Below are 22,225 nucleotides of genomic sequence, written 5' to 3'. Positions count from 1 at the left end.
TGATGACGGAACAGACCGATGTGATCGTGATCGGTGCCGGTGCCGCCGGGCTGATGTGTGCCGCCACCGCCGCCGGGAGGGGCCGGCGGGTGGTGGTGCTCGATCACGCTCGCAAACCGGGACGCAAGATCCTCATGTCGGGGGGCGGGCGTTGCAACTTCACCCACCTTGATAGCGGGCCGGAGCACTTCTTGTCGGCCAACCCGCGTTTCTGCATCTCGGCGCTGCGGCGCTACCCGCCGGCCGCCTTCCTGGAGTTGGTGGAGCGCCACCGCGTTGCCTATGAGGAGCGTGAGCCGGGGCGACTGTTTTGCCGTGACTCGGCCCGCCCGATCCTCGACCTATTGCTCGATGAGTGCGCGCGGGCGGGGGTGGAGCTGCGCATGGCGACGGGGGTTCGTAGCGTCGGCTCGACGGCGGCGGGCTTCGCCGTGGCAACCCCGACCGGTACGGTGCACGCCGAGGCATTGGTGGTGGCCACTGGTGGCCTGTCGATTCCCCGGATGGGCGCCAGCGGCCTGGGATACGCCATCGCCCGGCAGTTCGGCCTGCCGGTGCAGCCGACGCGCCCGGCGCTGGTGCCGCTGACCCTGCCGGACTACCTCCACCGGCCGATCGGATCTCTGGCGGGGATCAGCCTGCCCGTCCGTATGCGCTGTGCTGGGGCTGAGTTCAGGGATGACCTGCTCATCACCCACCACGGGTTGAGCGGACCCGCCGCGCTGCAGGTTTCCAGCTACTGGCAGCCAGAGGCCCCCTTGAGCGTGGACTGGCTACCGGATACGGCCCTGCGCGAGGAGCTGGCCCGGGTGCGCAGCGGACGCGGCCGGCGGGCCCTGCATCGTTGCTTGGAGCGCCACCTGCCACGACGCTTGGCGCGGGCGTTGTGCGAACTCGAGGGCTGGTCGGGACCGTTGCAGGGCTACAGCAATCAGGCCCTGGATGAGGTGGCGCGGCGGCTTGAGGATTGGCGATTGACCCCGGCCGGTACGGCCGGCTACGCCAAGGCCGAGGTGACCGCCGGCGGCGTCGACACCGACGCGCTCTCTTCGCGCACCCTGGCGGCCCGTCAGGTGCCCGGGCTTCACTTCATCGGCGAGGTCGTCGATGTGACCGGGCAGCTGGGCGGCCACAACTTCCAGTGGGCGTGGTCCTCCGGCGTGGCAGCCGGCCAGGCCGTCTAGACGTCGTGGCGGGGCTCGCCGGTGCCCTTGAAGTCGGCCACCTGGAGGTGGTGGCGACCGAGCAGGCGGTAGAACTCGGTGCGGTTGCGCCCGGCGATCCGGGCGGCCTGACTGACGTTCCCCTCAGTGAGCTTGAGCAGCCGGATCAGGTAGTCACGCTCGAACGCCTCGCGGGCCTCGGCCAGGGTGGGAATGGCCGGTTCCTGATCTTGGTTGAGGGCTTGGCGGATCAGGCGCTCGGGGAGGATCTCGCTGGTGCTCAGGGCCACGCACTGCTCGATGACATTCTGCAGCTGGCGCACGTTGCCTGGCCAGTCGGCCTGGACCAGCACCTCGATGGCCTCCGGCGAGAGGTCCTCGACGGGACGACCGTGGCGGCGGGTGGCCTCGGTCAGGAAGTGGCGGGCGAGCAGGGGGATGTCCTCGCGCCGCTCGGTCAGCGCGGGCAGGGCCAGGGTGACGACGGCCAGGCGGAAGTAGAGGTCCTCGCGAAACGAGCCGTCGGCACGGGCGGCCTCCAGGTCTCGGTGGGTAGCGGAGAGCACGCGCACGTTGATCGGGATCGGGTCGCGTCCGCCCACCGGGCGGATGACCTGCTCCTGGAGGGCACGCAGGAGTTTGACCTGCAGCTGCGCGGGCATGTCGCCGATTTCATCGAGGAACAGGGTGCCGCCGTCGGCATCGCGGAACAGCCCAGCACGATCCCGGTCGGCGCCGGTAAAAGCGCCACGGACGTGCCCGAAGAGCTCGGACTCGAGCAGCGTCTCCGGGATGGCCCCACAGTTGACCGGCACGAACGGCCCCTCGGCGCGGGGACTGTGGGCGTGCACGGCGCGGGCGACGAGTTCCTTGCCCGAGCCACTGGCGCCCTGGATCAGGACGTTGGCGTCGGAGTCGGCGACCAGCAAGGCGCGCTCAAGGACTTCCTCCATGCGCGGGCTGCGGGTCACCAGGCCGTGACGCCGTCCCGCCTCGCGGGCGGTGTCGGAGGTCTGGCCGCCGCGTGCTGACAGGGCCTTCTCCAACTGCTCAAGAAGGTCGGGCGGGTCGAAGGGCTTGGTGAGGAACTCGTGGACGCCGCGGCGAGTCGCCTCGACGGCATCCTGGATGGAGCCGTGGGCGGTGAGGATGATCACCGGCAGGGCCGGCCAGCGCTCGCGGACCGCATCGAATAGCGCCAGCCCGTCCATGCCTTCCATGCGCAGGTCGGTGATCACGGCGTCCGCCGGTTGGCGTTCCAGTTCGGCCAGGGCTCGCTCGCCGCTCTCACAGGTGGTGGGCATGTAGCCCGAGGCCTCCAGACGCATCTCCATCAGCCGGCACAGGCTCGGGTCGTCGTCGACCACTAGGATCCGAGGGCGTTGCGTCATACCGTTGCCTCCTTCGCATCTCTGGGCAGCCAGACGCGCATGTTCGCGCCGGGCCCGTCGGGACGTGCCAGCGCCTGGATGGTGCCGTCGTGGGCATTCAGGCATTCGCGGACCAGGGACAGCCCCAGCCCGCTGCCCTTGACCGAGCCGCTGCCCCGGGTCTCGCCCTGGCGGAACGGCTCGAAGATCAGCGATTGCTCGTGCTCGGGGATGCCTTGCCCGCGATCCTGTACCTCGAGCGTGACCCCTTGGTCGTCGCCGCGCAGGAGCAGGTCGATGGGCTGGTTCTCCGGCGAATAGCGCAGGGCATTGGAGAGGAGGTTATCGATCACGGTCGCCATGAGTTCACGATCGGCCTCGATCTCGGCGGGTTCCAGGTCGGTCCGGATCTCGATGCCGCGGCGCCGGGCCGTGAGCTCGTGGCGCTCGACGACTTCGCGGACCAGCGCGGCCAGGTCCAGGCGGTTGAAGTGGGCCGGGCGGGCAAGGGCCTCGCCGTGGCGCGCGAAGCGCAGAAGATTGTCGATCTGGCGGCGCAGCTCGTGGCCGTTCTCGCGGACGATCCCGGCGATCTCCTCGCGTCGTGTCGGGTCGCCGTTGAACGTGGGATCGCGGAGGAGTTCGGCCCCCTCGAGCACGGCGGCCAGCGGCGTCTTAAGCTCGTGGGAGAAGTGGCGCAGCAGCCGCTGGCGCTGGTTGCGCAGCTCGGCCAGTTGCCGGCGCAGGTCATCCAGCTCGCGGCCCAGGTTTTCCAGGTCCTGTGGGCCGCGGACCGCCACCGGGCGCTCGAAATCCGCCGTCCCGAGCCGGCGGATGTTGTCACCGAGGGCCTTGATAGGCCGGTGGATGCGTCCGGCAAAGTAGAAGGTGAAGGCCAGCGTGATCGGTACCGCCGCAAGCAGATGCCAGACGAAGATCTGGCGGGCCCGATCGGAGAAGGCCTGAACCTGGTCCACCTCCTCGTCGATCCGTCGGTAGCCGGCTGCGGAGATGCTGGCCACCGAACGGTGCAGGGCCAGACTCAGTGCCGGCACCTGGGCGGTGGCCTCAGGCCGGTCCGGCCCGAGCAGGTGCAGCGTGGTCACCAGGGTGGACTCTACGACCCGCAACCCCTGGTGAAGCCAGGTGGCCTCCTCGGGTCCGAAGGCACCGGGCGGGGCGCCGGCTGCGGCCAGCTCGCGGCGCCAGTGGCGATACTCCTGAAGGGCGGCGGGGTCGTTGTGGGTGGCATAACGGCGGGCAGCGCGTTCGATATCCATGGCGACACGCGCCATGTGGGCACTGTTCTCGGTGACGCCGACGGCTTCATAGATGGCGATCTGACTGTCGCTGGCGAGCCGATCCACGGACCATGCGGCGATGGCCAGAGCCAGGATCAGCGGCGCCGTCACTACCGCGAAGCCGGTCAAAAGCAGCCGGAGCAGGGATTTGGTAGGGCCGAACGGGTTGCGAAACCGGGCGGGGCGGACCGGGCGCAGCCTCATCCCGAACTCTGACCCCGGGCCCAGTCCAGGACGGCGTGCAGGGCGTCCGTCGCCACCGGCTTGGTCAGGTAGCGGTCACACCCGGCCTGCAGGGCGCGCTCGCGGACGTCGTCCAGGGCGTGGGCGGTGAGTATCACAATGGGCGTATACGGAACCCGATGCCTCCGTTCGAGTTCCCGAATCCGCGTTGCGGCCCGGTCGCCGTTGGTGTGTGACATCTGCATGTCCAGGATCATCAGGTCCGGTTGTGCCTGCTGCCACGCGGCTATCGCCTCCTCGCCGTCAGAGACCGTGGTGACCTCCCAGCCGGCGCGCTGCAACAGCTTGCTGAGCAATAGGGCGCTGGTTGGCTCGTCTTCGGCCACCACGGCCTGCGGTGGTGTGTCGCCCGGGATCGGACGCCGCGGCGCGTGAACGCCGGTGTCGGCCTCCGTCGGTGCATCCGTTGCCTCGCAGGTGGGTAGCGACACGGTGAAGGAGAAGGTGGTGCCGCATCCCTCAGTGCTCGTTACCTCGATCCGACCACCCATCAGGGCAACGAGTTCCTTGCAGATAGCCAGCCCCAGCCCGCTCCCCGGGGCGCGGTGCAGCGCTGGGTCACCGCGGGCGAATGGCTCGAAGACGGAGGCCCGGAGGGCTTCCGGGATCCCGGGGCCGGTATCGCTGACGCGGAAACTGATGCGCTCGTCGCCTTCGGGAGTCACGTAGACCGCCACCGACCCGCGCTCGGTGAACTTGATGGCGTTGCCCACGAGGTTATTCAGGACCTGAGCCAGCCGGGTCGGATCGCCGCGGACGATCCCCGGGAGGCGCTCATCCGGGTGCCAGTGCAGGGTGAGCCCTTGGTTTCGGGCCTGATGCTCCAGGGGGGCTAGCTGCTCATGGAGGAATTGGCGCAGCCGTAGCGTCCGAGGTTGAAGCCGCAGCCCGCCAGCGTGCAGCCGGGACAGCTCCAACAGCGTGTCGATTAGCCCTTCCAGCTGCCCCGCCGCGTTCCGGCAGTAGCCGAGGTACTCCTCCTGCCGGGGGGTGAGTGGCGTATCGGCCAGCAGCCCGCAGAAGCCGGCGATGGTGTTCAGGGGGGTGCGCAGATCGTGGCTGACCGCAGCCAGGAAGGTATCCCGGGCGCGTTCCGCCTCCTTCTGTTCGGTGATGTCGTAGATCGCGCCCTGCAGGACCCAGTCTTCCTGGCTGTTGAGTCGCACCAGACGGCCGATATCGCGCACCCAGCGCACCGAGCCATCGCGGTGTACGATGCGGTAGTTCAGGTCCGAGGTGCCGCCCTCGGCAATCAGCACCCTGATCCGCTGCCGGACCCGCTCGCGGTCCTCGGGGTGGATCAAGGAGGTCCAGTCGCAGTGGCCGCCCATGAAATCCGCCTGGTTGTAGCCGGTGATCTCAGCGACCATGCCGCGCAGCAGGACCGGGGCCGGTTCACCGAGTCGCCTCTGGTAGGCAATCCCGATGAAGTCCTCCAGGAACCGTCGGTAGCGTTGATCACGGGGTGACTGCTCGGCTGCCTTGAGTTCACTGATGTCCGTGTGGATGCCCAGCACCTGCCGGGGGAATCCCTCGGCATCCCGCGCCACGACCTGGCCCCGGGCGTGGATCCAGTGCCAGTCGCCGTCGGCCCGGCGCAGGCGCAGCTCCAGCGAGTAGCTGCCGTCGTCGCGGGCGATCAGATGCTGGTAAATGGCGTTCTCCGCGGCCTCGCGATCGTCCGGGTGGATGTGCTCGCGGAGGGTGGCGTAGTCCATGTCCATGCGCTGCTCCGGCGGGTAGCCGAGCAGACTCCAGGCGTCGTCGTCCCAGTGCACCCGGTCGGTGCTGATATCCCACTCCCAGATGCCGAAGCGGGCGGCGCTCTGCGCCATTCGGTAGCGCTGCTCTTTCTCGGCGAGGGCCCGCTCAATCTCCTTCTCGCGGGTGATATCCACCAGGTAGCCGTAGTGGTAGTCGGGCCCATTGTGGCGTCGGTCGATCACCGTCGAGTCGTAAACCCAGCGGTAGCTGCCATCGGCGTGGCGCACGCGGTAGGGGCGGTGCTCGAAATGGCGCGAGCCGAGATCGCGGTGGTGGGCGACCTCCTCGGCGACGCGCCGGAAGTCGTCCGGGTGGATCAGATCGCCATAGCGCACGGTGCCGCTGAGCAAGGCCTCGGGTGAATGGCCGAGGACCTGCTGAACGTTGGGCGAGACGTACTCCACCGGCCATTGAGCGGTGATGCGCCACTGGAAGACGACAGTCGGTCCGCCGATAAACAGCTGCCGCTCGCGCTCGAGGGCCCGTTTTTGCTCGCGCAGCTCCCGCTCCAGGGCCTGCTGGTGGCTGCGATCCTGGAAGGAGACCACCGCACCGGTGATCTCGCCGTCGTCGGCTGCCAGCGGGCTGGCGTAGACCTGGACGGGAAGGCCGGTACCGTCGCTACGCCAGAACAGGTCCTGCCAGGCCTCGAGGGCCTCGCCAGTCTCGATGACCCGGTAGATGGGGCAATGCTCTTCCGGGTAAGGGCGCCCATCGGGGTGGCTGTGGTGGGTCAGCGCATGGGCCGATTCGCCAATCACGCTGGCTTCGTCTCGGAACCCGAGCAGTCGCAGGGCGGCCGGGTTGAGAAAGGTGAAGCGTCCCTGGCGGTCGACGCCCATTACACCCTCGCCGAGGGCTCGGAGAATGCGCTGCGGGGGGAGGTTCACCATGTTTGCCGCGCGGGGTTTCCTTGCCGGGTTGCGAGGATCAATGGCTATCGATCGATGTTAACCGGTCAATGATAGAGCGAATGCACCTTTCCGTGGCCGAGCGCATCGTCGCGGTGCGACAGCGGGGCGATCCTGCGTTACGCTGCGCCGACCCAGATGACGTTTCGGAGGAGATCCATGCGGCCACAACGCAACAGACCGTACTGGCTCGCTGTGGTGCTCGTGCTGGCGGTCACCGGCTGGGTCGGCGGTGCCCAGGCCACGGAGCCGGGAGCGGCGTCCGGCCAGGACGAGGAGCTGAGCGAAGCGGATCAGGCCCTGAACGAGGCCTTCGAACTCCACGAGCAGGGGAAGCTGGAAGGTGCCTACGAGGCCTTCCGGGATCTGGCTGACGCCGGAGATGCCGAGGCCAAGGTTCAGCTAGGCTGGATGTACCTGGAGGGGCATACGACGGAGCCGGACATGGAACGCACCGCCGAGCTTTGGGAGCAGGCGGCCGAGGCCGGCCACGAGCGCGCGGCGCACCTGCTCAACGCCGTGCTGCCCGGGGTGGAGCACTGAGGCGGGGTGCCCGGGCGCGCCGCAGCGGCGCGCCCGGGTGGCTCATTACGCAGGTGGATGGATGAGGGAGTGATCGATGAGTCGAGTAATGCGTCAGGCGGTTTTGGGACTCGTGGGCGGTGCGGTTTTGATGGTGGGCTGCTCTGACGGCACGCCGGGGGAGTCCGCCCGGGCGGACGTCTTCGATCGCCTTGCCGATAGCCACTACATCGCGCAGGGCGAGAGCGACTTCCGCGTCTACGCCTTCAAGGATCCGCACTGCCCGGCCTGCACCAACCTGAAGAACGCCGTGGATAACGATGCCACGCCCAGCGTGGAGTGGCGCTGGGTACCGGTCGGGTTCCTCGGCTCGGGCGCGCAGGCAGATGCAGCGGCGATGATCGAGGACGAGAAGGATGTGGACGGCTACGACGCCGTCCAGGCCAACATGCGTCTGGCCCAAGAGCTGGGCGTGCGTAGCGTACCCACGGTCTTCTACCGGGACACCGATGGCGAGGTGCGGTTCTTTGTCGGGGGCGAGCAGCAGGCCCTCGATGCCCTCGAGCGCATGGCCGCCGAATAGGTCGCGAGGTCGGCCCCGGGGCTACCTACCGCCCGGGGGCCGGTGCGATCACGGTTCTTCGCCCGGTTCGTCTTCCAGGTCGTCGTCGGCCCGCTCGACGTGCTCGGCGACGAAGCGGAGATAGTCGGCCAGGTCCGCACCGCTCATGTAGTTGCGGGCGAAGGAAAGCGTCCCGAGCATGAGGGCCTCCACCGTGGCCATTGGCTCGTCGTCCTGGGCGTCGACGGCCTCCAGGCCCAGGGCCTGAACCTGTCTGGCAAGGTCGGTGTTGAGTCTGGGGGTGTCTTCGCTCATGCGGCTCCCTCTGGCTTGGGCATGCGCCCGGTGGGCTTGGGCGGGTCCCCATTATCCCCGAGCCACCCGGCTGCGCGCCACGCCAGCGGGATCCGGGGGTGCAGGCGGCCGACGGGCCCCTTCCATCAGGCGGCCGGGGCACTGATCCGCTTGACGAAGATCCAGTAGCTGTCCCCGCTCAGGGCCCGTTTCATGTGCACCCGGACCTTCGTCGGCGCCATCCGGTAGTCGAAGGTGTAGTCGAAGATCTCGTTGAGATCGCCGCTCCGGACGCCCTCCCGGAAACGACCGTAGAAGGTCTCCGTATGACCGCATGGGGCGACCTCGTTGAAGAAATCGCGACCGATCATCTCCGCCGGATCCCGACCGGTGATGGTCCCCTCGGTGGCGTTGTAGAGGAGGATGCATCCGTTGTCGTCGATCTGGATGACGCCGAAGGGAAGCTCGTCGATCTCCTCCGGCGTCATGGCCGCCAGCCGGTTCTCCAAGTCTGCGCGACCGAACAGGAGTGTGCCCATCCGATGATCCCTCCTTAGAAGAAGCTCTCCACCTCGTCGCGGAGGCGCCGTTCCGCCTCGTCGCGCTGCTCTTCCGCCTCCTGCTCGAGGCGTTCGCGCTGCTCCCGCGCCTCCTGTTCGAGACGCTCCTGCTCCTGCTCGGCCTCCCGTTCCAGGCGTTCGCGCTCCTCGTCCACCCGCTCCTCGATCTCTTCGCGTGCGGCACCGAGACGCTCCAGGCGCTCCTCACCCAAGGCTTCGGCGAGGTCGAGCCGGATGTCCGGCTCAAACAGAAAACCGGTGATCTCCAGGGGGATTGTGGCCCCGGCCAGGCGGTGCAGCAGCGGGGCATCCTCCTCGTTCAGGCCGTCGGGCAGGGTTGCCCGCACGCGGTAGTCGATCTCCTCGGCAAGGATGTTTGCCGACCCTTCGCCGGTGGCCTGGAGCACGGGCGACTCGAGCAGCAGGTCCTCGTTGTGCGCGATGCCGTCTTCCAGGGTGAAGCTCGCGGTCAGGTCCGAGAAGTCCGTCCGCTCGTCATGGCCGGGGGCCTCCGGCGGTTCCTCACGGCGCAGCTGGGCCGCCGCCTCGCGGATCTTGTGGGGGATGTTCAGCCCGAGCAGGTTGCCGTCCTCGGCGGCGATCCGGCCCGACCCCTCGAAATCCTCGATCAGCCCGTGCAGGTGCGCGCCCCCGCCACTGCCCTCGAAATGGAAATGGCCGCGCCCGTGGAGCCAGTCACGATCCAGCAGATCCTCCAGTAGGGGCGCAAAGGCCACGCCTTCGAGGGAGGTGGCCACGTTGAAAGCGGGTACGTCGCCGCGGGCATCCAGCCAGGCGTGACCGGCCAGCTCGCCTTCGTAAAGGCGGGCGCGCAGGGATTCGGCACCCAACTCGCCCTCGCTGCCGGTGAGCCGGGCCTCGAAGTCGCTGACCGTCAGGTCGGCGGCATGGAGTTCGTCGATGCCGATGCGGCCCTCGACGACCAGCGGGCGCAGTGGCTCCAGCGGGAAGTCCAGGGCCACTTCGCGCAGATCCCCCAGCCCCTCTTGCGGACCGTCGTCGCTGTCCGTGTTCCCGCCGTTGCCATGGCCGCTTGGCTCGCCCTCAGCTGTTTCGGGCGGCAGGTAGCGGTCAAGATCGATGTGGTCGAGCTGCAGCGCCAGCTCGATGGTCGGATGCGCGGGCTCGATGGCCGCCTCGCCCTCGACCCGGCTGTCATCCAGCTCGACGGCGAGCCCGGTCAGATCGATGCGCTCTGCCGTGGCGTCGATCTCCCCGGAGCCGCTAAAGCTGCGCAGCACCCCGGGATCCTCGGTCTCCGGCGGCTCCTCGCCGAGCGCCTCGAGCAGGCCCTTGGGATCGAGGGGGCTCAGCGACCAGCTGGCCGTCAGCTCCGGGCCGGCATCGGCTTGGCGCAGCCGGGCCTCACTGGTGAACTCGAGGTATTCCTCGTCACCGACCAGGGCGTCGGCCCGGATCCCCACGGGTTCGTCCAAGCGCAGGGTGTCGATCTCCAGGTTGACGGGATCCAGCCGGATCCGCCGGTCATCGCTGCGGTCCTCCCAGTAGACGGCCCCCTCGTTGAGACGAACTCCGCCGATGACCATCCCCGCCAGGGCCTCAAGGTCGGCCGGAGGGGGCTCGGTCGCGTCAGCATCCGCCGGGGCATCGGCTCCGGCGGGCTGCTGCCCGGCGTCGGACTCCGCCGCGGCGAATCGCTCTGCCAGGTCCGTCCAGTTGTCTTGGCCATCCTCGTCACGCATCAACCGCACAACCGGACGCTCGATCTCGACGGCCCGCGTGTGCAGTTCGCCGCGCAGCAGCGGCCAGACCTTCATGGCGGCGGCGAGCCGGTCGAACTCAACGAACGGCTCGTCGTGGTAGCCGTCGGCGTCGGCCATCGTGATGCGTCCGACCTCGATACCGAGCCAGGGGAAGAACGACCACTCGATCTCGCCCTCGATCTCGAACTCCCGGCCCAGCTCGCGCTCGGCGAGGGCGGCAAGGTCATCGCGGTATTCGTTCGGGTCGATAACCAGCGCCGCCACGGCAATGGCGACGCCCAGGGTCAGGATCAGGGCGAGGAGGCCCAGCAGGAGCCACTTGAGAAGGCGCAGCATGGTTGAACGGGTCCTTTCCGGCATCCGGTGATGCGACCCACTCTAGCGCGGCCGTATCCCCGATCGCCAACCGGGCAGAAGCGCCCTACCCGAACATGTCCCGGGTGATTGATTCGTACCAGCCGGGTGCGTAAATGGCCTCGACCTGACGAAACTCCTTGCCCTCGTCCTCTGGGCTGAGCCCCCCGGAGCCCTCCACCTCGCGGATTCGTCCGTCGCGGTGCTCGAAGACCGCCGCGATGGTGAACGCCCAATCGGGTGCGACCAGGCTGTAACAGGTGTTGACCGTGGGGAACCCCGGGCTTGGCTCTCCAGTGAGTTCGCCGACGATGGTTGCGGCCACCAGTTTACCCTGGTTGTTGGCGCTGTGGGCTGACTTGGGCATGTCGCCTGCGATCGCCGCATCCCCGATGATGTAGACGTCTTCGTGCCGCTTCGACCGGAAGGTCTCCTGATCCACCGGGCACCAGCCGGTGTCGTCGACCAGGCCGGCCCGATGGGCGATGGCGCCGGCCTGCTGAGGCGGGATAAAGTTGATGACATCACCCTGGTGCATCTGGTCCCCCCCGTCGGTGAAGACTCTGCGGTCTGCCACCGAGAGCCGTTCGGGGGCGCCGCCGGCGGACGCGGGAACCCACTCGATCATGTCGCCGTAGAGCTCCTCCCAGCCCTGCTTGAACAGGGTCTGCTTCGAGAAGCTGTCCTTCGGATCGAGTCCCAGCACTTTCGCCCGCGGTTTATGGGACTTGAGGTAGTGGGCGATCAGCGCCATGCGCTCGTAAGGCCCGGGCGGGCAACGGTACGGCGACTCAGGCGGGCAGACGATGACGGTGCCACCGTCGTCCATAGCCTCGAGCTGCTCGCGCAGGATCCGGAACGGGCGGCCGCCCTGCCAGGCGTGTGGGATTTGCTCGGTACCTTCTCGGTCGAGGCCCTCGACCCGGTCCCAGTCGAAGTCGATACCTGGGGCGACCACCAAGCGGTCGTACTGGATGGGGGTATGGTTGCGGGTCATGACGCGCCTGCCGGCCAGGTCCAGCTCTTCAGCGCGGTCATGGATCACTTCGATGCCATGGCGTTCACGCAGGTTGTCGTAGCCGTGGCCCAGCGTGTCCAGATCCCGGAAACCGCCGAGGTACCAGTTGCCAGCGTAGCAGGTGTAGTAGGTCTCGTTGGGCTCGATCAGAGTGATCCGCAGGTTGGGTGCGTGCTCCTTGAGGTACCGGGCCACGGTGGCACCGGCGGAACCGCCCCCGACCACGGCGATGCGGGCATCGAGCTGGCTGCGGGCCAGGCTCAGGGTGGGGAAGCCGGCCAGCCCCAGTGCGGCTATGGTGCCACCGGTGGCACCCAGGCGCAGGAAATCGCGTCGGGAGTATGATCGGCTCATGATCCAGGGCCTCAGTCGAGTTCACTCAGGTAGGCGGCAAGCTCGCGGATCTCGTCCGCGGTGTAACCGGTTGCGTGACGGTCCATCACGGTGGGGTTGCGCTTGCCTTTCTGGAAGTCTTCCAGATATTCCACCATCAGCTCCTCGTCCCAGCCGGCGATCGGCGGCATGGTATCGGCACCCTGGCCATCGGGGCCGTGGCAGGCAAAGCAGCTCTGGGCGATGAGCTCACCGCGGGTGAGCGGGTCGTCGTCGGCCTGGACGGGGGTGACAAGGAGGGCCCCGCACAGGGCGATCAGGATGGTGCGAAGGGGTGGTTTCCTGACGGGCATCGCTCGAAGTCTCCTCCCTTTGATGTCGAGCGCGGCGCGATTAAGCTGCGGAGTATACGCCACACCCTTCGCCGCACGGAACGGTCTGCCCATGAGAAAACCCCACGAGTGGCTACTCGATGCATCCATCTACTTCTCATTCGACCGTAGCGGCTTCGAGCGCCACGCGCGCACCTGGCCGGGGTTCCGGGACCGCCTGCGGGAAGGCCCGCAGGAGGCACTGACCGGCCTGATTACCGGCGGCAGTCGTGGCATCGGCGCTGCAGCCGTTGAGCGCCTGCGCGGCATGGGCCATCGAGTGCTGAGTTGCGGGCGCGGGGCAGGGACCGGGGACCCGGATTACCGCACGCTGGATACGGGGGACTGGGCGGCCGTGGCACGCGCGGGGGAGACCCTTCCGCCGCTTGACTTTGTGGCCCTCAACGCCGGAGGGATGCCGGAGCAGTTCACGCGCAATGCCGACGGCGTTGAGCTGCAGATGGCCTCGCAGCTCTTCGGGCACTACCTGCTCGTCCACAACCTGGCCAGCTCCGGCAGGCTGCGCGAGGGCGCCCGCGTGATCTGGATGAGTTCCGGGGGGATGTACCTGCAGCGCCTGCACCTGCGCCATATCTTTGAAAACGAACGCTACGACAAGGTCGCCACCTACGCCAACGTCAAGCGCGCACAGACGATCGTCAATGCGCAGATGGCCCGCATGCCGCTGTTCCGCGATGTGGACTGCTGCGCCATGCATCCTGGCTGGGTGGATACCGCCGGGGTGCGTGAGGCGATCCCGGGGTTCTGGCGCTGGACCCGCGGCCGGTTGCGCAGTCCCGAGCAGGGGGCGGACACCTTGGTGTGGCTGGCGGCAAGGGCCGGCGGGCCCAGTGGGGCTGAGGCCTCGAGCGCACCGGAATCCGGAGGGTTCTACTTCGATCGTCGGAGCGTCTCACCGTACCTGGTGCCGGGTACCCGCGAGCCGCTGGCCGAGAGGCGCCAGCTGCTGGAACTAATCGACCGCCTGCTGGCACCGTACCGCGATGGCGGCGGCGCGCTGGCGGACACGATCGGCTAAGGAGGACGAACGTGAGGGTGCGGCAGTTGACGCCCCGTTCGGGGAAAGCGGGGCTGTGTCCAGGGGCGGGGAGGCTCGGGGTCCGGGTGGTGGCGCTCATGCTCGGTCTGACCGTTGGTGTCGCGGCGCGGGCCGTGACGCTGGAGGTGGAGATCCTGTTGCCGAAGGCCGACCAGGGCAGTGTCTACGTCGCACTCTTCGACGACGCGGAGGCCTTCCCCGATGCGGACCGGGCGCGCGCGCGCAAGACCCGTCCGGTGGAGGGCGACGCGGTGACGCTGACGATCTCCGATCTGACCCCCGGTCAGTACGCCGTGGCCGCCTTCCAGGACCTGGACGGCAGTGGCGATCTGACCACCAACTTCCTGGGTGTGCCGAGAGAACCCGCCGGTTTTAGCCGCGGCGCCATGGGCCGCATGGGACCGCCCGACTTCGAGGATGCCGCGTTTACGGTGGAAGAGGGCGGGACCCGCATCACCTTGGATCTGCGTTAGCGCCGGCGGGCGGCGTATGCCCGGGCCGTTTACCGGCCCCGGGGGAATGGGATCTCGTCGCGGAGCATCGTCCGATCCGGAGCGTGGTGCGCGGATCGGGTCCGTCCTGGTTGCCAAGGGTTGGGGCGCCCGGAGCGGCGCCCCTAATCGATCATCCGGGGATCAGTTGTCGCGGTAGTTGTCGTGGCAGCTCTGGCAGGATTCAGCGACCTGCATGAAGCGATCCTGAACATCCGCCAGCTCGCGATCCCCCCCTTCGGTGGCCTCGGCAAGCTCCTGGGCGGCGGTCTCGAAATGGGTCATGCCCTCGGAGAAGCGGTCCCACTCATCCCAGATAGCCGGCTTGGCATCGGTGTCACCATCGTGAGGGCCGCCCTCAAAACCCTCCTTGGCCATGCGGCTAAGGTCCGCAACGCGGGCCGCATTGCGGGCGAACTGCTCGGCGTCATAGTCGATCTCACCCTGAGCCATGTCGCCCATCGGGCCGAAGTTGGCGCCGACCAGGGTGAACACGGCCTGCCGGTAATCGATCTGATCCTCGTCGGATTGTGCCACTGCGCCGGTCGCCAACAGGCATCCGGTCGTGATGGCCAGGGTGGTGGAGAGCAGTCTGCGCATCATGGCACCTCCTTTCGCGCTAGTCGGGTCCGGGGAAGTGGACCCCGATGGATCCGTTGCTTGGCAGCACTTGCTCAAGCCTAGTCGGTGGTTGGGGCTGGATCAAACGCGGGAGCACCCAAGGGGCCTGACAGGCACCGGGTGAGGAGCTAGGCTGGATACCGTGCGAGCAGCGGGTCAGCGGTACGCACAAGGATCGCCCGCGTGCATGGAAGGGGGATGATGAGCGGAGAACAGCGGGTTCTGGTCTGGGACTTACCCACACGGCTCTTCCACTGGGCCCTGGTGGTTGCCCTCGGGCTCTCGTGGTACAGCGCGGAGCAGGGGCTGTCGGGCTGGGATCTCCATCAGTGGAGCGGTTATGCGGTCATCACCCTGATCCTGTTCCGGCTGCTATGGGGGTGGTTCGGCAGCGAGACGGCGCGATTCGGCGACTTTCTGGCGGGTCCACGCACCATTGCCCGCTACCTCCGGGACTGGTGGCGCGACCGCACCCCGAGTCGCGGCCACAACCCACTCGGTGGTTGGGCGGTGGTTGCCCTTCTGGCGTTGGTGCTGGTGCAGGCGGTATCGGGGCTATTCGCCACCGACGATATCCTGCGTAGCGGACCGCTGACCGGTTGGATCGGCTCCGACATGGAGCGCACCATGACTCGCCTGCACAGCCGCACCTTCGACCTGCTGCTGATCCTGATCACCCTCCACGTGGTGGCCATCGCGGTGTATCGCTGGGTGCGTGGCGAGCGGCTGCTCATGGCCATGATCAGCGGCTACAAGCGCAACGGTTTCGCACCGCCCTGGATTGCGCCGCTCTACCGTGCCGCCGTCGCCGCCGCGGTGGCGGTGGGCGTGGTGTGGCTGCTCCTGGCCACGGCACCGTAAGACACGCGGGCCACCCGGGTGGGCGGCCCACGCTTGGCCGGTCACTGGGCGGTCATCCCGCCGTCGACCATGTAGTTGGAGCCGGTGATCCCCGAGGCCGCATCAGAGAGCAGGAAGGCCGCCACGGACGCGACCTCGTCGTTGTTGACGTAGCGCCCGAGCGGGATGCGCGCCGTGAAGCCCTGCTTGACCTCGTCGCCGTGCCCGGGGCTGACCTGATCCTCGATCGAGCGCATCATCCGGTTGTCCACCGGGCCCGGGTTCACGCAGTTGACCCGGATCCCCTCGGCGCCGAGCTCAGCCGCGGCGGTGCGCATCAGGCCCATGACCGCGTGCTTGCTGCTGACGTAGGGGCTCAGCCCGGCGACGCCACGCACGCCAGCGACACTCGAGGTGATCAGGAGGCTGCCGCCACCGGCGCGGCGCAGAGCGGGCAGGGCGGCCTGGATGCCGTAGCGGACGCCGTGCACGTTGACCGCCAGCACCTGCTCCCAGACGCTGTCGTCCGCCGCTTCCAGCGGACCGGCCCGACCCTCGATGCCGGCGTTGAGAAAGACCCCGTGCACAGCCCCGAATTGCGACTCGGCCTCGCGGATCATGGCCTCGTTGTCGGCCTGGCTGGAGACGTCCACCGCCGTGGCGGCGGTGCCTTCACCCAACTCCTCGGCCAGCCGCTGCACACCGTCGAGCTCCCGGTCGGTGAGCAACAGGCGCGCCCCCTGGGCGTGGAGGTGGCGTGCCGTGGCCTCGCCGATGCCCCCAGCGGCCCCGGTGATGACGATGACCTTGCCGTCTACTCCCTTCATGGTTCGTTCCCCTCGTTCAGATTCGGCGGCGCCTACTCGCTGATCATTCTAGTCCTCTCGATGCTGGCGCTCTACGTGGCCCGCCCGGTGGTGCTGATGCGGGCCAGCTCGGGTGCGGATCGCACCTCGCCCTGGCCGGGTCACGGCAGGTGCTGGTCCAGGAACTGCCGCAGCCCGTCGCGATACGCCCGGCCGCTGGTGAGAAAACCGGTGTTGTGGTCACCGCGGATGGTGAGCAGCTGCGCCTCGCCCGGGGCGGCCTCGCGCAGGGAGCGGGCGTGGTGGTAGGGGATGATCTCGTCGTCACGGCTGTGAACGATCAGCACCGGCGCCCGGGTCTCGGCGAGATAGTCAGCAGTGGCGTATTCGAGCCGCGTTAGCCAGCGGGCGGGGTAGAACGGATAGAGGTCGCGGGCCACCGCCTCGGCCGATGTGAAGCTCGATTCCAGGATCAGCGCCGCCGGGCTGGTGTGGCGCGCCGCGCTGGCCGCCAGGGCACCGCCCAGCGAGCGGCCATGGAAGACCATCCGCTCGCTGGGCACGCCCAGTTCCTCGCGCACCCAGCGGGCCACCGCACGGGCATCCTCGTGCAGCCCCGCCTCGTGGGCGCTGCCTTCGCTTTGCCCGTACCCGCGGTAGTCGAAGATGATCACATCCAGCCCCAGATCGCGGAGGATCGCGATCGTGTCCAGGCGGTGGGAGATGTTTCCGGCGTTGCCGTGGAAGAACACCACCACCCCGCGGGGGCTATCAGCCGGGATGCGCCAGCCGTGCAGGGTGACCCCGTCGGTGCTCGGGATGGCCAGATCCTGATAGTCCCAGCCGCGGTCCGCCGGGGCGGATTGCAGCTCGCGGGAAGGGATCTGCGGCAGGTGGACCATCCGCTCCTGCCCGAAGAAAAGCAGCGCGCCGAAACCGATGTAGATCAGGCCGGCCGCCGCAGCGAGGCTCAGCAGCAAGCGCATCCGGATCTCCGTGAGGCAGGCTGGCGGTTCATGGCGGACAGGGTAACGGCTCGTGCCGCGCCGCGGCGAGGGCGGGGGGGCGCTGGGCTACATTGGGGGCTGGGGATTCGTGCGGGCGCAAAGGTGTGATCGTTATGAGGGGAGGCCGGCTCGCTCTTGTCACCCTGATCCTGGTCCTGGCGGGCCCGTCGTCTGGGGCCATGGAGCGGGCAGAGCCGGCGGGAGCCGGTGACAGCCGGTCCTATGTGGCGCTCTACGTCGGCCAGAGCGCCCAGAACCGGCTGGTTCATATCATCAGCCGGGCCTCCGCCAGCCGGCAGGAGAGCTATCTGCTGAGCGTGGCCTACGGCACCCGCTTCGCCCGCCGCGGCGGCCTGGACCTGGAGGTGGAGGGGCAGCTGGTCCGGCACACCGGTCTGCAGCGCCATGGGGAGATCAACGGCGTGCTGGTCGCGCGCTGGACCCGCTTCCCCTGGGATCGCTGGCTGGATACCCGGGCGGCCTTCGGCGAGGGGCTGTCCTGGGCGACCGAGGAGCCCCCCATCGAGCCCCGTGGGGATAAGGACGACGAGAAAGCCTCCACCCGATTGCTCAACTACCTGCTGCTGGAGTTGGAGGGCAAGCCCCCGGGGCGGGCCTGGAGTGGATTCGTGCGCATCCACCACCGCTCCGGCGTCTTCGGCCTGTTCGACGGGGTCCGCGGCGGCTCCAATTTCGTCGGCTTCGGGGTGCGGCGCTATTTTCGGGGCCTGCCCCTTGTGCGTAAGGTGAGGCGGTCACCCTCGGGGCGAGCGGGCCCCGCCGGGGTCGACTGCTTTCGCGGAAACAAGGGGATACTTTAATGGTGAATGCTCAAGGCAATCGGGTCGTGGTACTGGATGGTGGCATGGGGCAGGAGCTGCGCCGGCGCAGCAGCCGCCCGGCGTCACCGCTGTGGTCCGCCCAGGTGATGCTGGAAGAGCCGGAGCTGGTGGTCGCCGCCCACCGCGACTTCATCAAGGCCGGCGCCCGGGTGATCACCGCCAACACCTATAGTGCCACCCCGCGCCGTCTGGCCCGTGACGGGGACCCCGATCTGTTCCATCCCCTGCACGAGGCGGCACTAAACGCCGCCCGCACGGCCCGTGAGGAAACGGGTCAGGATGTGCGCATCGCCGGTTGCCTGCCACCGCTGGTGGCGAGCTATCGCCCCGACGTAGCGCCGGACGACGCCACCTGTCACGCCGACTACCGCCAGATGGTCGATGCCCAGGCCGAGGGGGTCGATCTTTTCCTCTGCGAAACCATGTCCCTTACCCGAGAGGCCCGTGCCGCCACGATCGCCGGGGTAGAGAGCAATCTGCCGGTCTGGACGGCGTTCACGGTGGACGACGGGGATGGCACACGCCTGCGCTCCGGCGAGTCTCTTGCCGAAGCGGCTCGTGAAGTGGTGGCCGTGGGCGCGCAGGGCGTGCTGATCAACTGCGCGGTGCCCGAGGCAGTCACCACGGCCATGAGCGAGATCGCGGAGTTTGGCGTGCCGTTCGGCGCCTACGCCAACGCCTTCACCTCCGTCGAGGCACTGCAGCCGGGGGGTACGGTCGATGTGCTGGAGGCCCGCAAGGACCTCGACCCCGCCGCCTATGCCGAGCATGCGCTGGGCTGGGTGCGACAGGGTGCGAGCATCGTCGGTGGCTGCTGCGAGGTGGGCCCGGCCCACATCGAGACCCTAAGCAAGGAGCTGGCCGCCGCCGGGTACGAGTTGGTATCGGCCTAGCGGCCGGTTACCCGTTTCAAAGACCGCGGGCCTTGATGGCCGCGGGGCGCTCGATCAGGGACGATCGAGCCTTGAGGGGTGCCGGACGTGCCGCGGCGACCGCCTGTCGCAGCCCGATGCACAGTGCCGCAAGAACATCCCGGACCGGCGCAGCTTACCCCCAGCGGGCTCCTTGACTTCTTCTCCAACCCTGGTCCAAGTTCAAAGAACCACCGCGGCTCATTTGCTCTCCTCAGATAGCCCCTGCCGAGCGGCTAGCCCATGAAGCAGCGTCGAAGATCGCCAGCCAGGTACCGGGATGCCCCCGAGCGGTTGCGTGAGGAACGTGAACGGCTTCTGGCGGATTCCTTACCCGAATGGGTCTACTGGGTGGGGCAGGACGGACGACTCCTCTACGTCTCGTCGGCCTGTCAGTCGGTTACCGGTTACTCGGCGCAAGAACTGTTGGATGATCCTAACCTTTTGGAGCGCCTAATCCACCCCGACGACCGCGCCCACCACGGTGAGCATTGCCAGACCAACAACGATACTGCTGCAACAACTTTACATTTCCGCATCCTCACCCGATCGGGGGAAGTTCGCTGTATTGAGCAGGCACGCCGAGAGGTCTGGGACGATTCCGGTTCGTACCGGGGGTACTGCGCGATTAACCACGATGTGACCGCCCGGAGAGAGACCGAGGAGTCCCTCCGCCGTAATGAGATCGCGCTGGCGCATGTCCTGGATACCGTACCGGATATCGCGATCCAGGGGTATCAGCTCGACGGCACAGTGGTTCACTGGAACCGTGCCAGTGAACGGCTCTATGGCTATACAGCCGAGGAGGCTATGGGGGGCAACCTAGCAGACCTTATTATCCCCCCAGAGGCGCGCGACTCGTTTATCCGGCGCATGCAGGAGCTGCGTGAGGGCGCGAGTCTGCCCTCCTCGGAGATCCTGGTGCTGCGCCATCGGCACGGCCATCCGGTAACCGTCTTCTCCTGCCATGTAATGGTTCGCGTTACGGAGGATGACCTGCGCCTCTACTGCATGGATGTCGATATCACGGCGCGAAGCCGGGACCGCGAGCGGCTCTGGGAAGCCGTTCAGGGCGGCAACCTCGGCCTCTTTGAGTGGCGACCGTCTAGAACGGTCTTTTTCTCCCCTGAGTTCAAGGCGCAGCTCGGCTATCAGGACCACGAACTGAGCGATGCCCTGGAGGCATGGCTGTCGCGCATTCACCACGAAGAACAGGGTGCAGCGGAGAGTTTGTTTCAGGCGTGCACCGAGCAGCCGCACGGACGCGCCCGCGCCGAGGTGCGGGCGCGCCACCGGGACGGTAGCTGGCGCTGGATCCTCTACCAGGCCACCGCCGTGTACGGCGCGCATGGCCGACTCGAGAAGATCCTTGGGTCTAGCTTGGATATCACCGAGCGTAAACGCGCGGAGGAACGCAACGAGTGGCTGGCCTACGCCGTTGAGCAGAGCCCCGGCCTGGTCGTTATCTCTGATACCGAGGGCGTGATCGATTACGTCAATCAGACTTTCTGCGACGTAACCGGGTTCTCTCGAGACGAGATCGTGGGGCAAGCGACCGGGTTTCTGAGCCATGAGCAAGAAGAGTTTCAGAAACACGGCGAAATCTGGCAGGCGATCCGCACCACGGGCATCTGGGAAGGCGAGTTAACGAATCGCAAGCGTTCCGGCGGGTCTTACCTAGAGCGAGCCAGGATTGCACCGGTGCGCGATGCCTCGGGTGAAATCACCCACTACATCAAACTGGCGGAGGACATCACCGACAAGCGCGCCTTGATGGAGCGCCTGGAGTATCTCGCTTTTCACGACCCGCTGACAGGCCTCCCCAATCGCAACCTCCTGTTGGACCGGATCAGCCAGGCCGTGGCGCAATCACAGAGGGAGCAAGGTGTCCTCGCGGTTGTGTTCATCGATCTGGACGATTTCAAGGTCGTGAACGATTCGCTCGGTCACACACTTGGTGACGAGCTGCTGGTCGAAATCTCCAGAAGGGTACGGGGCATACTCCGGGCGCAAGACACCATCGCGCGTTTCGGCGGAGATGAGTTCGTCCTGCTTTTGCCGCGTCTCGATCATGAGGAGAGCGTTATCGCGGTAATCGAGCGGATCCAGGCGGCCATCGGCGAGCCGGTGTGGCTTGACGGCAAAGAGGTTCGAGTGACGGTGAGCATGGGCATCGCCATGTCTCCGGAAGACAGCGACGCAGCCGAGGAACTAGTTCGACACGCTGATACCGCCATGTACCGAGCCAAGGCCGAAGGAAGACGGTGCTATCAGTTTTATACCCCGGAGATGGATGCCGCGCTACAAGAGCGCATGGAACTGGATCAGGCAATGCGCGTCGCGCTGGACGAGGGGCAGTTCCACGTCATCTATCAACCACGCGTCAACCTCTCAACGGGAGCCGTGCTCAGCCTCGAAGCCTTGGTGCGCTGGCAGCATCCGATCCGGGGACAGCTCGCGCCAGATCGTTTCATACCGCGGGCGGAGGAAACGGGGTTCATCTTGTCTCTGGGCCCCGAGATCTTGCGACAGACCTGCATCCAAATCCGCACCTGGAAAGATCAGGGTGTCCCGACCGTACCGGTCGCCGTCAATCTCTCGGCGTGCGAACTGCGAGACCCGGCAGTCATTTCACGGATCCGCACGGTGCTCCACGAAACCGGTGTGGATGCTGGCGACCTCGAGCTGGAGATTACCGAAAGCGCTGCCATGCACCACGTAGCCGAGACGGCGCACAAACTGTCTGAACTCAGTGAGTTGGGCCTGCGGATCGCTATCGATGACTTCGGGACCGCCTACTCATCCCTAAATTATCTCAAGCGCCTACCTGTCCATGCGATCAAGATCGACCGTTCCTTCATAGCCGAGATGGAGGCGAACCCGGCTCACCATCCCGAGGATGCCGCTATCATCCGCGCTATCATCGCGATGGGTGAAAACCTGGACAAGCAAGTGATCGCCGAGGGCATCGAGAACCGGGTGCAGCGGGACTTCCTGGTCGATAACGGGTGCCTCGAAGGTCAAGGCTACTTCTTCAGTCCTCCTTTGTTACCGCAGCACGTGGCACCCCTACTAACGGGCATTAGCAAACTGAATAAATAAGTCAATGGCAGGCACTGGTTGAGTCCGGCAACGA

20 protein-coding genes are annotated in these 22,225 nt (G+C 67.3%); 9 read left to right on the top strand and 11 right to left on the bottom strand.

Going from position 1 to position 22,225, the window contains the following annotated elements:
* Window positions 1-2: 2 nt before the first annotated feature.
* Window positions 3-1,184: an NAD(P)/FAD-dependent oxidoreductase gene (locus tag LRG07_RS09705; RefSeq protein ID WP_201241922.1), complete on the top strand. Its 1,182-nt coding sequence runs from the start codon at window positions 3-5 to the stop codon at window positions 1,182-1,184.
* On the opposite strand, the gene LRG07_RS09700 is transcribed toward LRG07_RS09705, so the two are convergent.
* Genes LRG07_RS09700 through LRG07_RS09690 form a run of 3 tightly spaced genes read right to left on the bottom strand, consistent with a single transcriptional unit; the run spans window position 1,181 to window position 6,734 of the window.
* Entirely contained in the window at window positions 1,181-2,554 is a 1,374-nt protein-coding gene (locus tag LRG07_RS09700) for a sigma 54-interacting transcriptional regulator (RefSeq protein WP_238642250.1), read from the bottom strand. The genes LRG07_RS09705 and LRG07_RS09700 overlap by 4 nt on opposite strands.
* Entirely contained in the window at window positions 2,551-4,038 is a 1,488-nt protein-coding gene (locus LRG07_RS09695; RefSeq protein WP_238633938.1) for a HAMP domain-containing sensor histidine kinase, read from the bottom strand. The genes LRG07_RS09700 and LRG07_RS09695 overlap by 4 nt, the downstream gene beginning before the upstream one ends.
* Window positions 4,035-6,734, bottom strand: coding sequence for a PAS domain-containing protein (locus LRG07_RS09690; protein ID WP_238642249.1), 2,700 nt, complete (start codon window positions 6,732-6,734; stop codon window positions 4,035-4,037). The genes LRG07_RS09695 and LRG07_RS09690 overlap by 4 nt, the downstream gene beginning before the upstream one ends.
* 177 nt (window positions 6,735-6,911) lie before the next feature.
* Between LRG07_RS09690 and LRG07_RS09685 the strand changes: the two genes are divergently transcribed.
* The gene (locus tag LRG07_RS09685; protein ID WP_201241918.1) at window positions 6,912-7,295 is read left to right on the top strand and encodes a sel1 repeat family protein; all 384 of its coding nucleotides are present in this window, start codon (window positions 6,912-6,914) and stop codon (window positions 7,293-7,295) included.
* Between the two features lie 76 nt (window positions 7,296-7,371).
* Entirely contained in the window at window positions 7,372-7,857 is a 486-nt protein-coding gene (locus LRG07_RS09680; RefSeq protein ID WP_238636467.1) for a thioredoxin fold domain-containing protein, read from the top strand.
* A 48-nt stretch (window positions 7,858-7,905) separates the two neighbouring features.
* On the opposite strand, the gene LRG07_RS09675 is transcribed toward LRG07_RS09680, so the two are convergent.
* The 5 genes from LRG07_RS09675 to LRG07_RS09655 form a co-directional block, all read right to left on the bottom strand.
* A complete protein-coding gene (locus tag LRG07_RS09675; protein WP_201170372.1) occupies window positions 7,906-8,151 on the bottom strand; it encodes a hypothetical protein in 246 nt (81 codons plus the stop codon).
* Window positions 8,152-8,276: 125 nt separating this feature from the next.
* Window positions 8,277-8,669: a photoactive yellow protein gene (gene pyp, locus LRG07_RS09670; RefSeq protein WP_201241917.1), complete on the bottom strand. Its 393-nt coding sequence runs from the start codon at window positions 8,667-8,669 to the stop codon at window positions 8,277-8,279.
* Window positions 8,670-8,683: 14 nt separating this feature from the next.
* A complete protein-coding gene (locus LRG07_RS09665) occupies window positions 8,684-10,771 on the bottom strand; it encodes an AsmA family protein (protein WP_238642248.1) in 2,088 nt (695 codons plus the stop codon).
* An 85-nt stretch (window positions 10,772-10,856) separates the two neighbouring features.
* A complete protein-coding gene (locus tag LRG07_RS09660; RefSeq protein ID WP_201241915.1) occupies window positions 10,857-12,161 on the bottom strand; it encodes an NAD(P)/FAD-dependent oxidoreductase in 1,305 nt (434 codons plus the stop codon).
* A gap of 11 nt (window positions 12,162-12,172) precedes the next feature.
* Window positions 12,173-12,493 (bottom strand): c-type cytochrome, encoded by a 321-nt coding sequence (locus LRG07_RS09655; protein WP_201170364.1) that lies wholly within the window; start codon window positions 12,491-12,493, stop codon window positions 12,173-12,175.
* A 91-nt stretch (window positions 12,494-12,584) separates the two neighbouring features.
* Between LRG07_RS09655 and LRG07_RS09650 the strand changes: the two genes are divergently transcribed.
* Together LRG07_RS09650 and LRG07_RS09645 are read left to right on the top strand one after the other, a co-directional pair.
* On the top strand, window positions 12,585-13,550 hold the full coding sequence (locus LRG07_RS09650; protein ID WP_201170362.1) for an NAD-dependent epimerase/dehydratase family protein: 966 nt from the start codon (window positions 12,585-12,587) through the stop codon (window positions 13,548-13,550).
* Window positions 13,551-13,648: 98 nt separating this feature from the next.
* Window positions 13,649-14,044, top strand: coding sequence for a DUF2141 domain-containing protein (locus tag LRG07_RS09645; RefSeq protein ID WP_201242374.1), 396 nt, complete (start codon window positions 13,649-13,651; stop codon window positions 14,042-14,044).
* 162 nt (window positions 14,045-14,206) lie between these two features.
* Here the strand turns inward: LRG07_RS09645 and LRG07_RS09640 are convergent, their stop codons facing one another.
* On the bottom strand, window positions 14,207-14,665 hold the full coding sequence (locus tag LRG07_RS09640; RefSeq protein WP_201170356.1) for a cytochrome c: 459 nt from the start codon (window positions 14,663-14,665) through the stop codon (window positions 14,207-14,209).
* Between the two features lie 219 nt (window positions 14,666-14,884).
* Here LRG07_RS09640 and LRG07_RS09635 point away from each other — a divergent pair, with 219 nt between their 5' ends.
* Entirely contained in the window at window positions 14,885-15,544 is a 660-nt protein-coding gene (locus tag LRG07_RS09635) for a cytochrome b/b6 domain-containing protein (RefSeq protein WP_238642247.1), read from the top strand.
* 41 nt (window positions 15,545-15,585) lie between these two features.
* Here the strand turns inward: LRG07_RS09635 and LRG07_RS09630 are convergent, their stop codons facing one another.
* Entirely contained in the window at window positions 15,586-16,350 is a 765-nt protein-coding gene (locus tag LRG07_RS09630) for an SDR family NAD(P)-dependent oxidoreductase (protein ID WP_238642246.1), read from the bottom strand.
* A 140-nt stretch (window positions 16,351-16,490) separates the two neighbouring features.
* On the bottom strand, window positions 16,491-17,315 hold the full coding sequence (locus tag LRG07_RS09625) for an alpha/beta hydrolase (protein ID WP_238642245.1): 825 nt from the start codon (window positions 17,313-17,315) through the stop codon (window positions 16,491-16,493).
* A gap of 134 nt (window positions 17,316-17,449) precedes the next feature.
* Between LRG07_RS09625 and LRG07_RS09620 the strand changes: the two genes are divergently transcribed.
* From LRG07_RS09620 to LRG07_RS09610, 3 genes are all read left to right on the top strand, one after another.
* Entirely contained in the window at window positions 17,450-18,157 is a 708-nt protein-coding gene (locus LRG07_RS09620; protein WP_238642244.1) for a hypothetical protein, read from the top strand.
* Window positions 18,157-19,071 (top strand): homocysteine S-methyltransferase family protein, encoded by a 915-nt coding sequence (locus LRG07_RS09615; RefSeq protein WP_238642243.1) that lies wholly within the window; start codon window positions 18,157-18,159, stop codon window positions 19,069-19,071. Before LRG07_RS09620 ends, LRG07_RS09615 begins: the two co-directional genes overlap by 1 nt.
* A gap of 312 nt (window positions 19,072-19,383) precedes the next feature.
* Window positions 19,384-22,191, top strand: a complete 2,808-nt coding sequence (locus LRG07_RS09610; protein ID WP_238642242.1) for an EAL domain-containing protein — start codon at window positions 19,384-19,386, stop codon at window positions 22,189-22,191.
* Window positions 22,192-22,225 lie beyond the last annotated feature (34 nt).

This window comes from Halorhodospira sp. 9622, from assembly GCF_022228025.1.
In the GTDB taxonomy this organism is placed as follows: domain Bacteria; phylum Pseudomonadota; class Gammaproteobacteria; order Nitrococcales; family Halorhodospiraceae; genus Halorhodospira; species Halorhodospira halophila_A.
Note: the sequence above shows the minus strand (reverse complement) of the source record. Positions and strands in the feature narration are given on the sequence as shown.

Coding starts and splice junctions, on each gene's coding strand:
- LRG07_RS09705 (WP_201241922.1), top strand. CDS start 3: ATGACGGAACAGACCGATGTGATCGTGATCGGTGCCGGTGCCGCCGGG.
- LRG07_RS09700 (WP_238642250.1), bottom strand. CDS start 2,554: ATGACGCAACGCCCTCGGATCCTAGTGGTCGACGACGACCCGAGCCTG.
- LRG07_RS09695 (WP_238633938.1), bottom strand. CDS start 4,038: ATGAGGCTGCGCCCGGTCCGCCCCGCCCGGTTTCGCAACCCGTTCGGC.
- LRG07_RS09690 (WP_238642249.1), bottom strand. CDS start 6,734: ATGGTGAACCTCCCCCCGCAGCGCATTCTCCGAGCCCTCGGCGAGGGT.
- LRG07_RS09685 (WP_201241918.1), top strand. CDS start 6,912: ATGCGGCCACAACGCAACAGACCGTACTGGCTCGCTGTGGTGCTCGTG.
- LRG07_RS09680 (WP_238636467.1), top strand. CDS start 7,372: ATGAGTCGAGTAATGCGTCAGGCGGTTTTGGGACTCGTGGGCGGTGCG.
- LRG07_RS09675 (WP_201170372.1), bottom strand. CDS start 8,151: ATGAGCGAAGACACCCCCAGACTCAACACCGACCTTGCCAGACAGGTT.
- pyp (WP_201241917.1), bottom strand. CDS start 8,669: ATGGGCACACTCCTGTTCGGTCGCGCAGACTTGGAGAACCGGCTGGCG.
- LRG07_RS09665 (WP_238642248.1), bottom strand. CDS start 10,771: ATGCTGCGCCTTCTCAAGTGGCTCCTGCTGGGCCTCCTCGCCCTGATC.
- LRG07_RS09660 (WP_201241915.1), bottom strand. CDS start 12,161: ATGAGCCGATCATACTCCCGACGCGATTTCCTGCGCCTGGGTGCCACC.
- LRG07_RS09655 (WP_201170364.1), bottom strand. CDS start 12,493: ATGCCCGTCAGGAAACCACCCCTTCGCACCATCCTGATCGCCCTGTGC.
- LRG07_RS09650 (WP_201170362.1), top strand. CDS start 12,585: ATGAGAAAACCCCACGAGTGGCTACTCGATGCATCCATCTACTTCTCA.
- LRG07_RS09645 (WP_201242374.1), top strand. CDS start 13,649: ATGCTCGGTCTGACCGTTGGTGTCGCGGCGCGGGCCGTGACGCTGGAG.
- LRG07_RS09640 (WP_201170356.1), bottom strand. CDS start 14,665: ATGATGCGCAGACTGCTCTCCACCACCCTGGCCATCACGACCGGATGC.
- LRG07_RS09635 (WP_238642247.1), top strand. CDS start 14,885: ATGAGCGGAGAACAGCGGGTTCTGGTCTGGGACTTACCCACACGGCTC.
- LRG07_RS09630 (WP_238642246.1), bottom strand. CDS start 16,350: ATGAAGGGAGTAGACGGCAAGGTCATCGTCATCACCGGGGCCGCTGGG.
- LRG07_RS09625 (WP_238642245.1), bottom strand. CDS start 17,315: ATGCGCTTGCTGCTGAGCCTCGCTGCGGCGGCCGGCCTGATCTACATC.
- LRG07_RS09620 (WP_238642244.1), top strand. CDS start 17,450: ATGAGGGGAGGCCGGCTCGCTCTTGTCACCCTGATCCTGGTCCTGGCG.
- LRG07_RS09615 (WP_238642243.1), top strand. CDS start 18,157: ATGGTGAATGCTCAAGGCAATCGGGTCGTGGTACTGGATGGTGGCATG.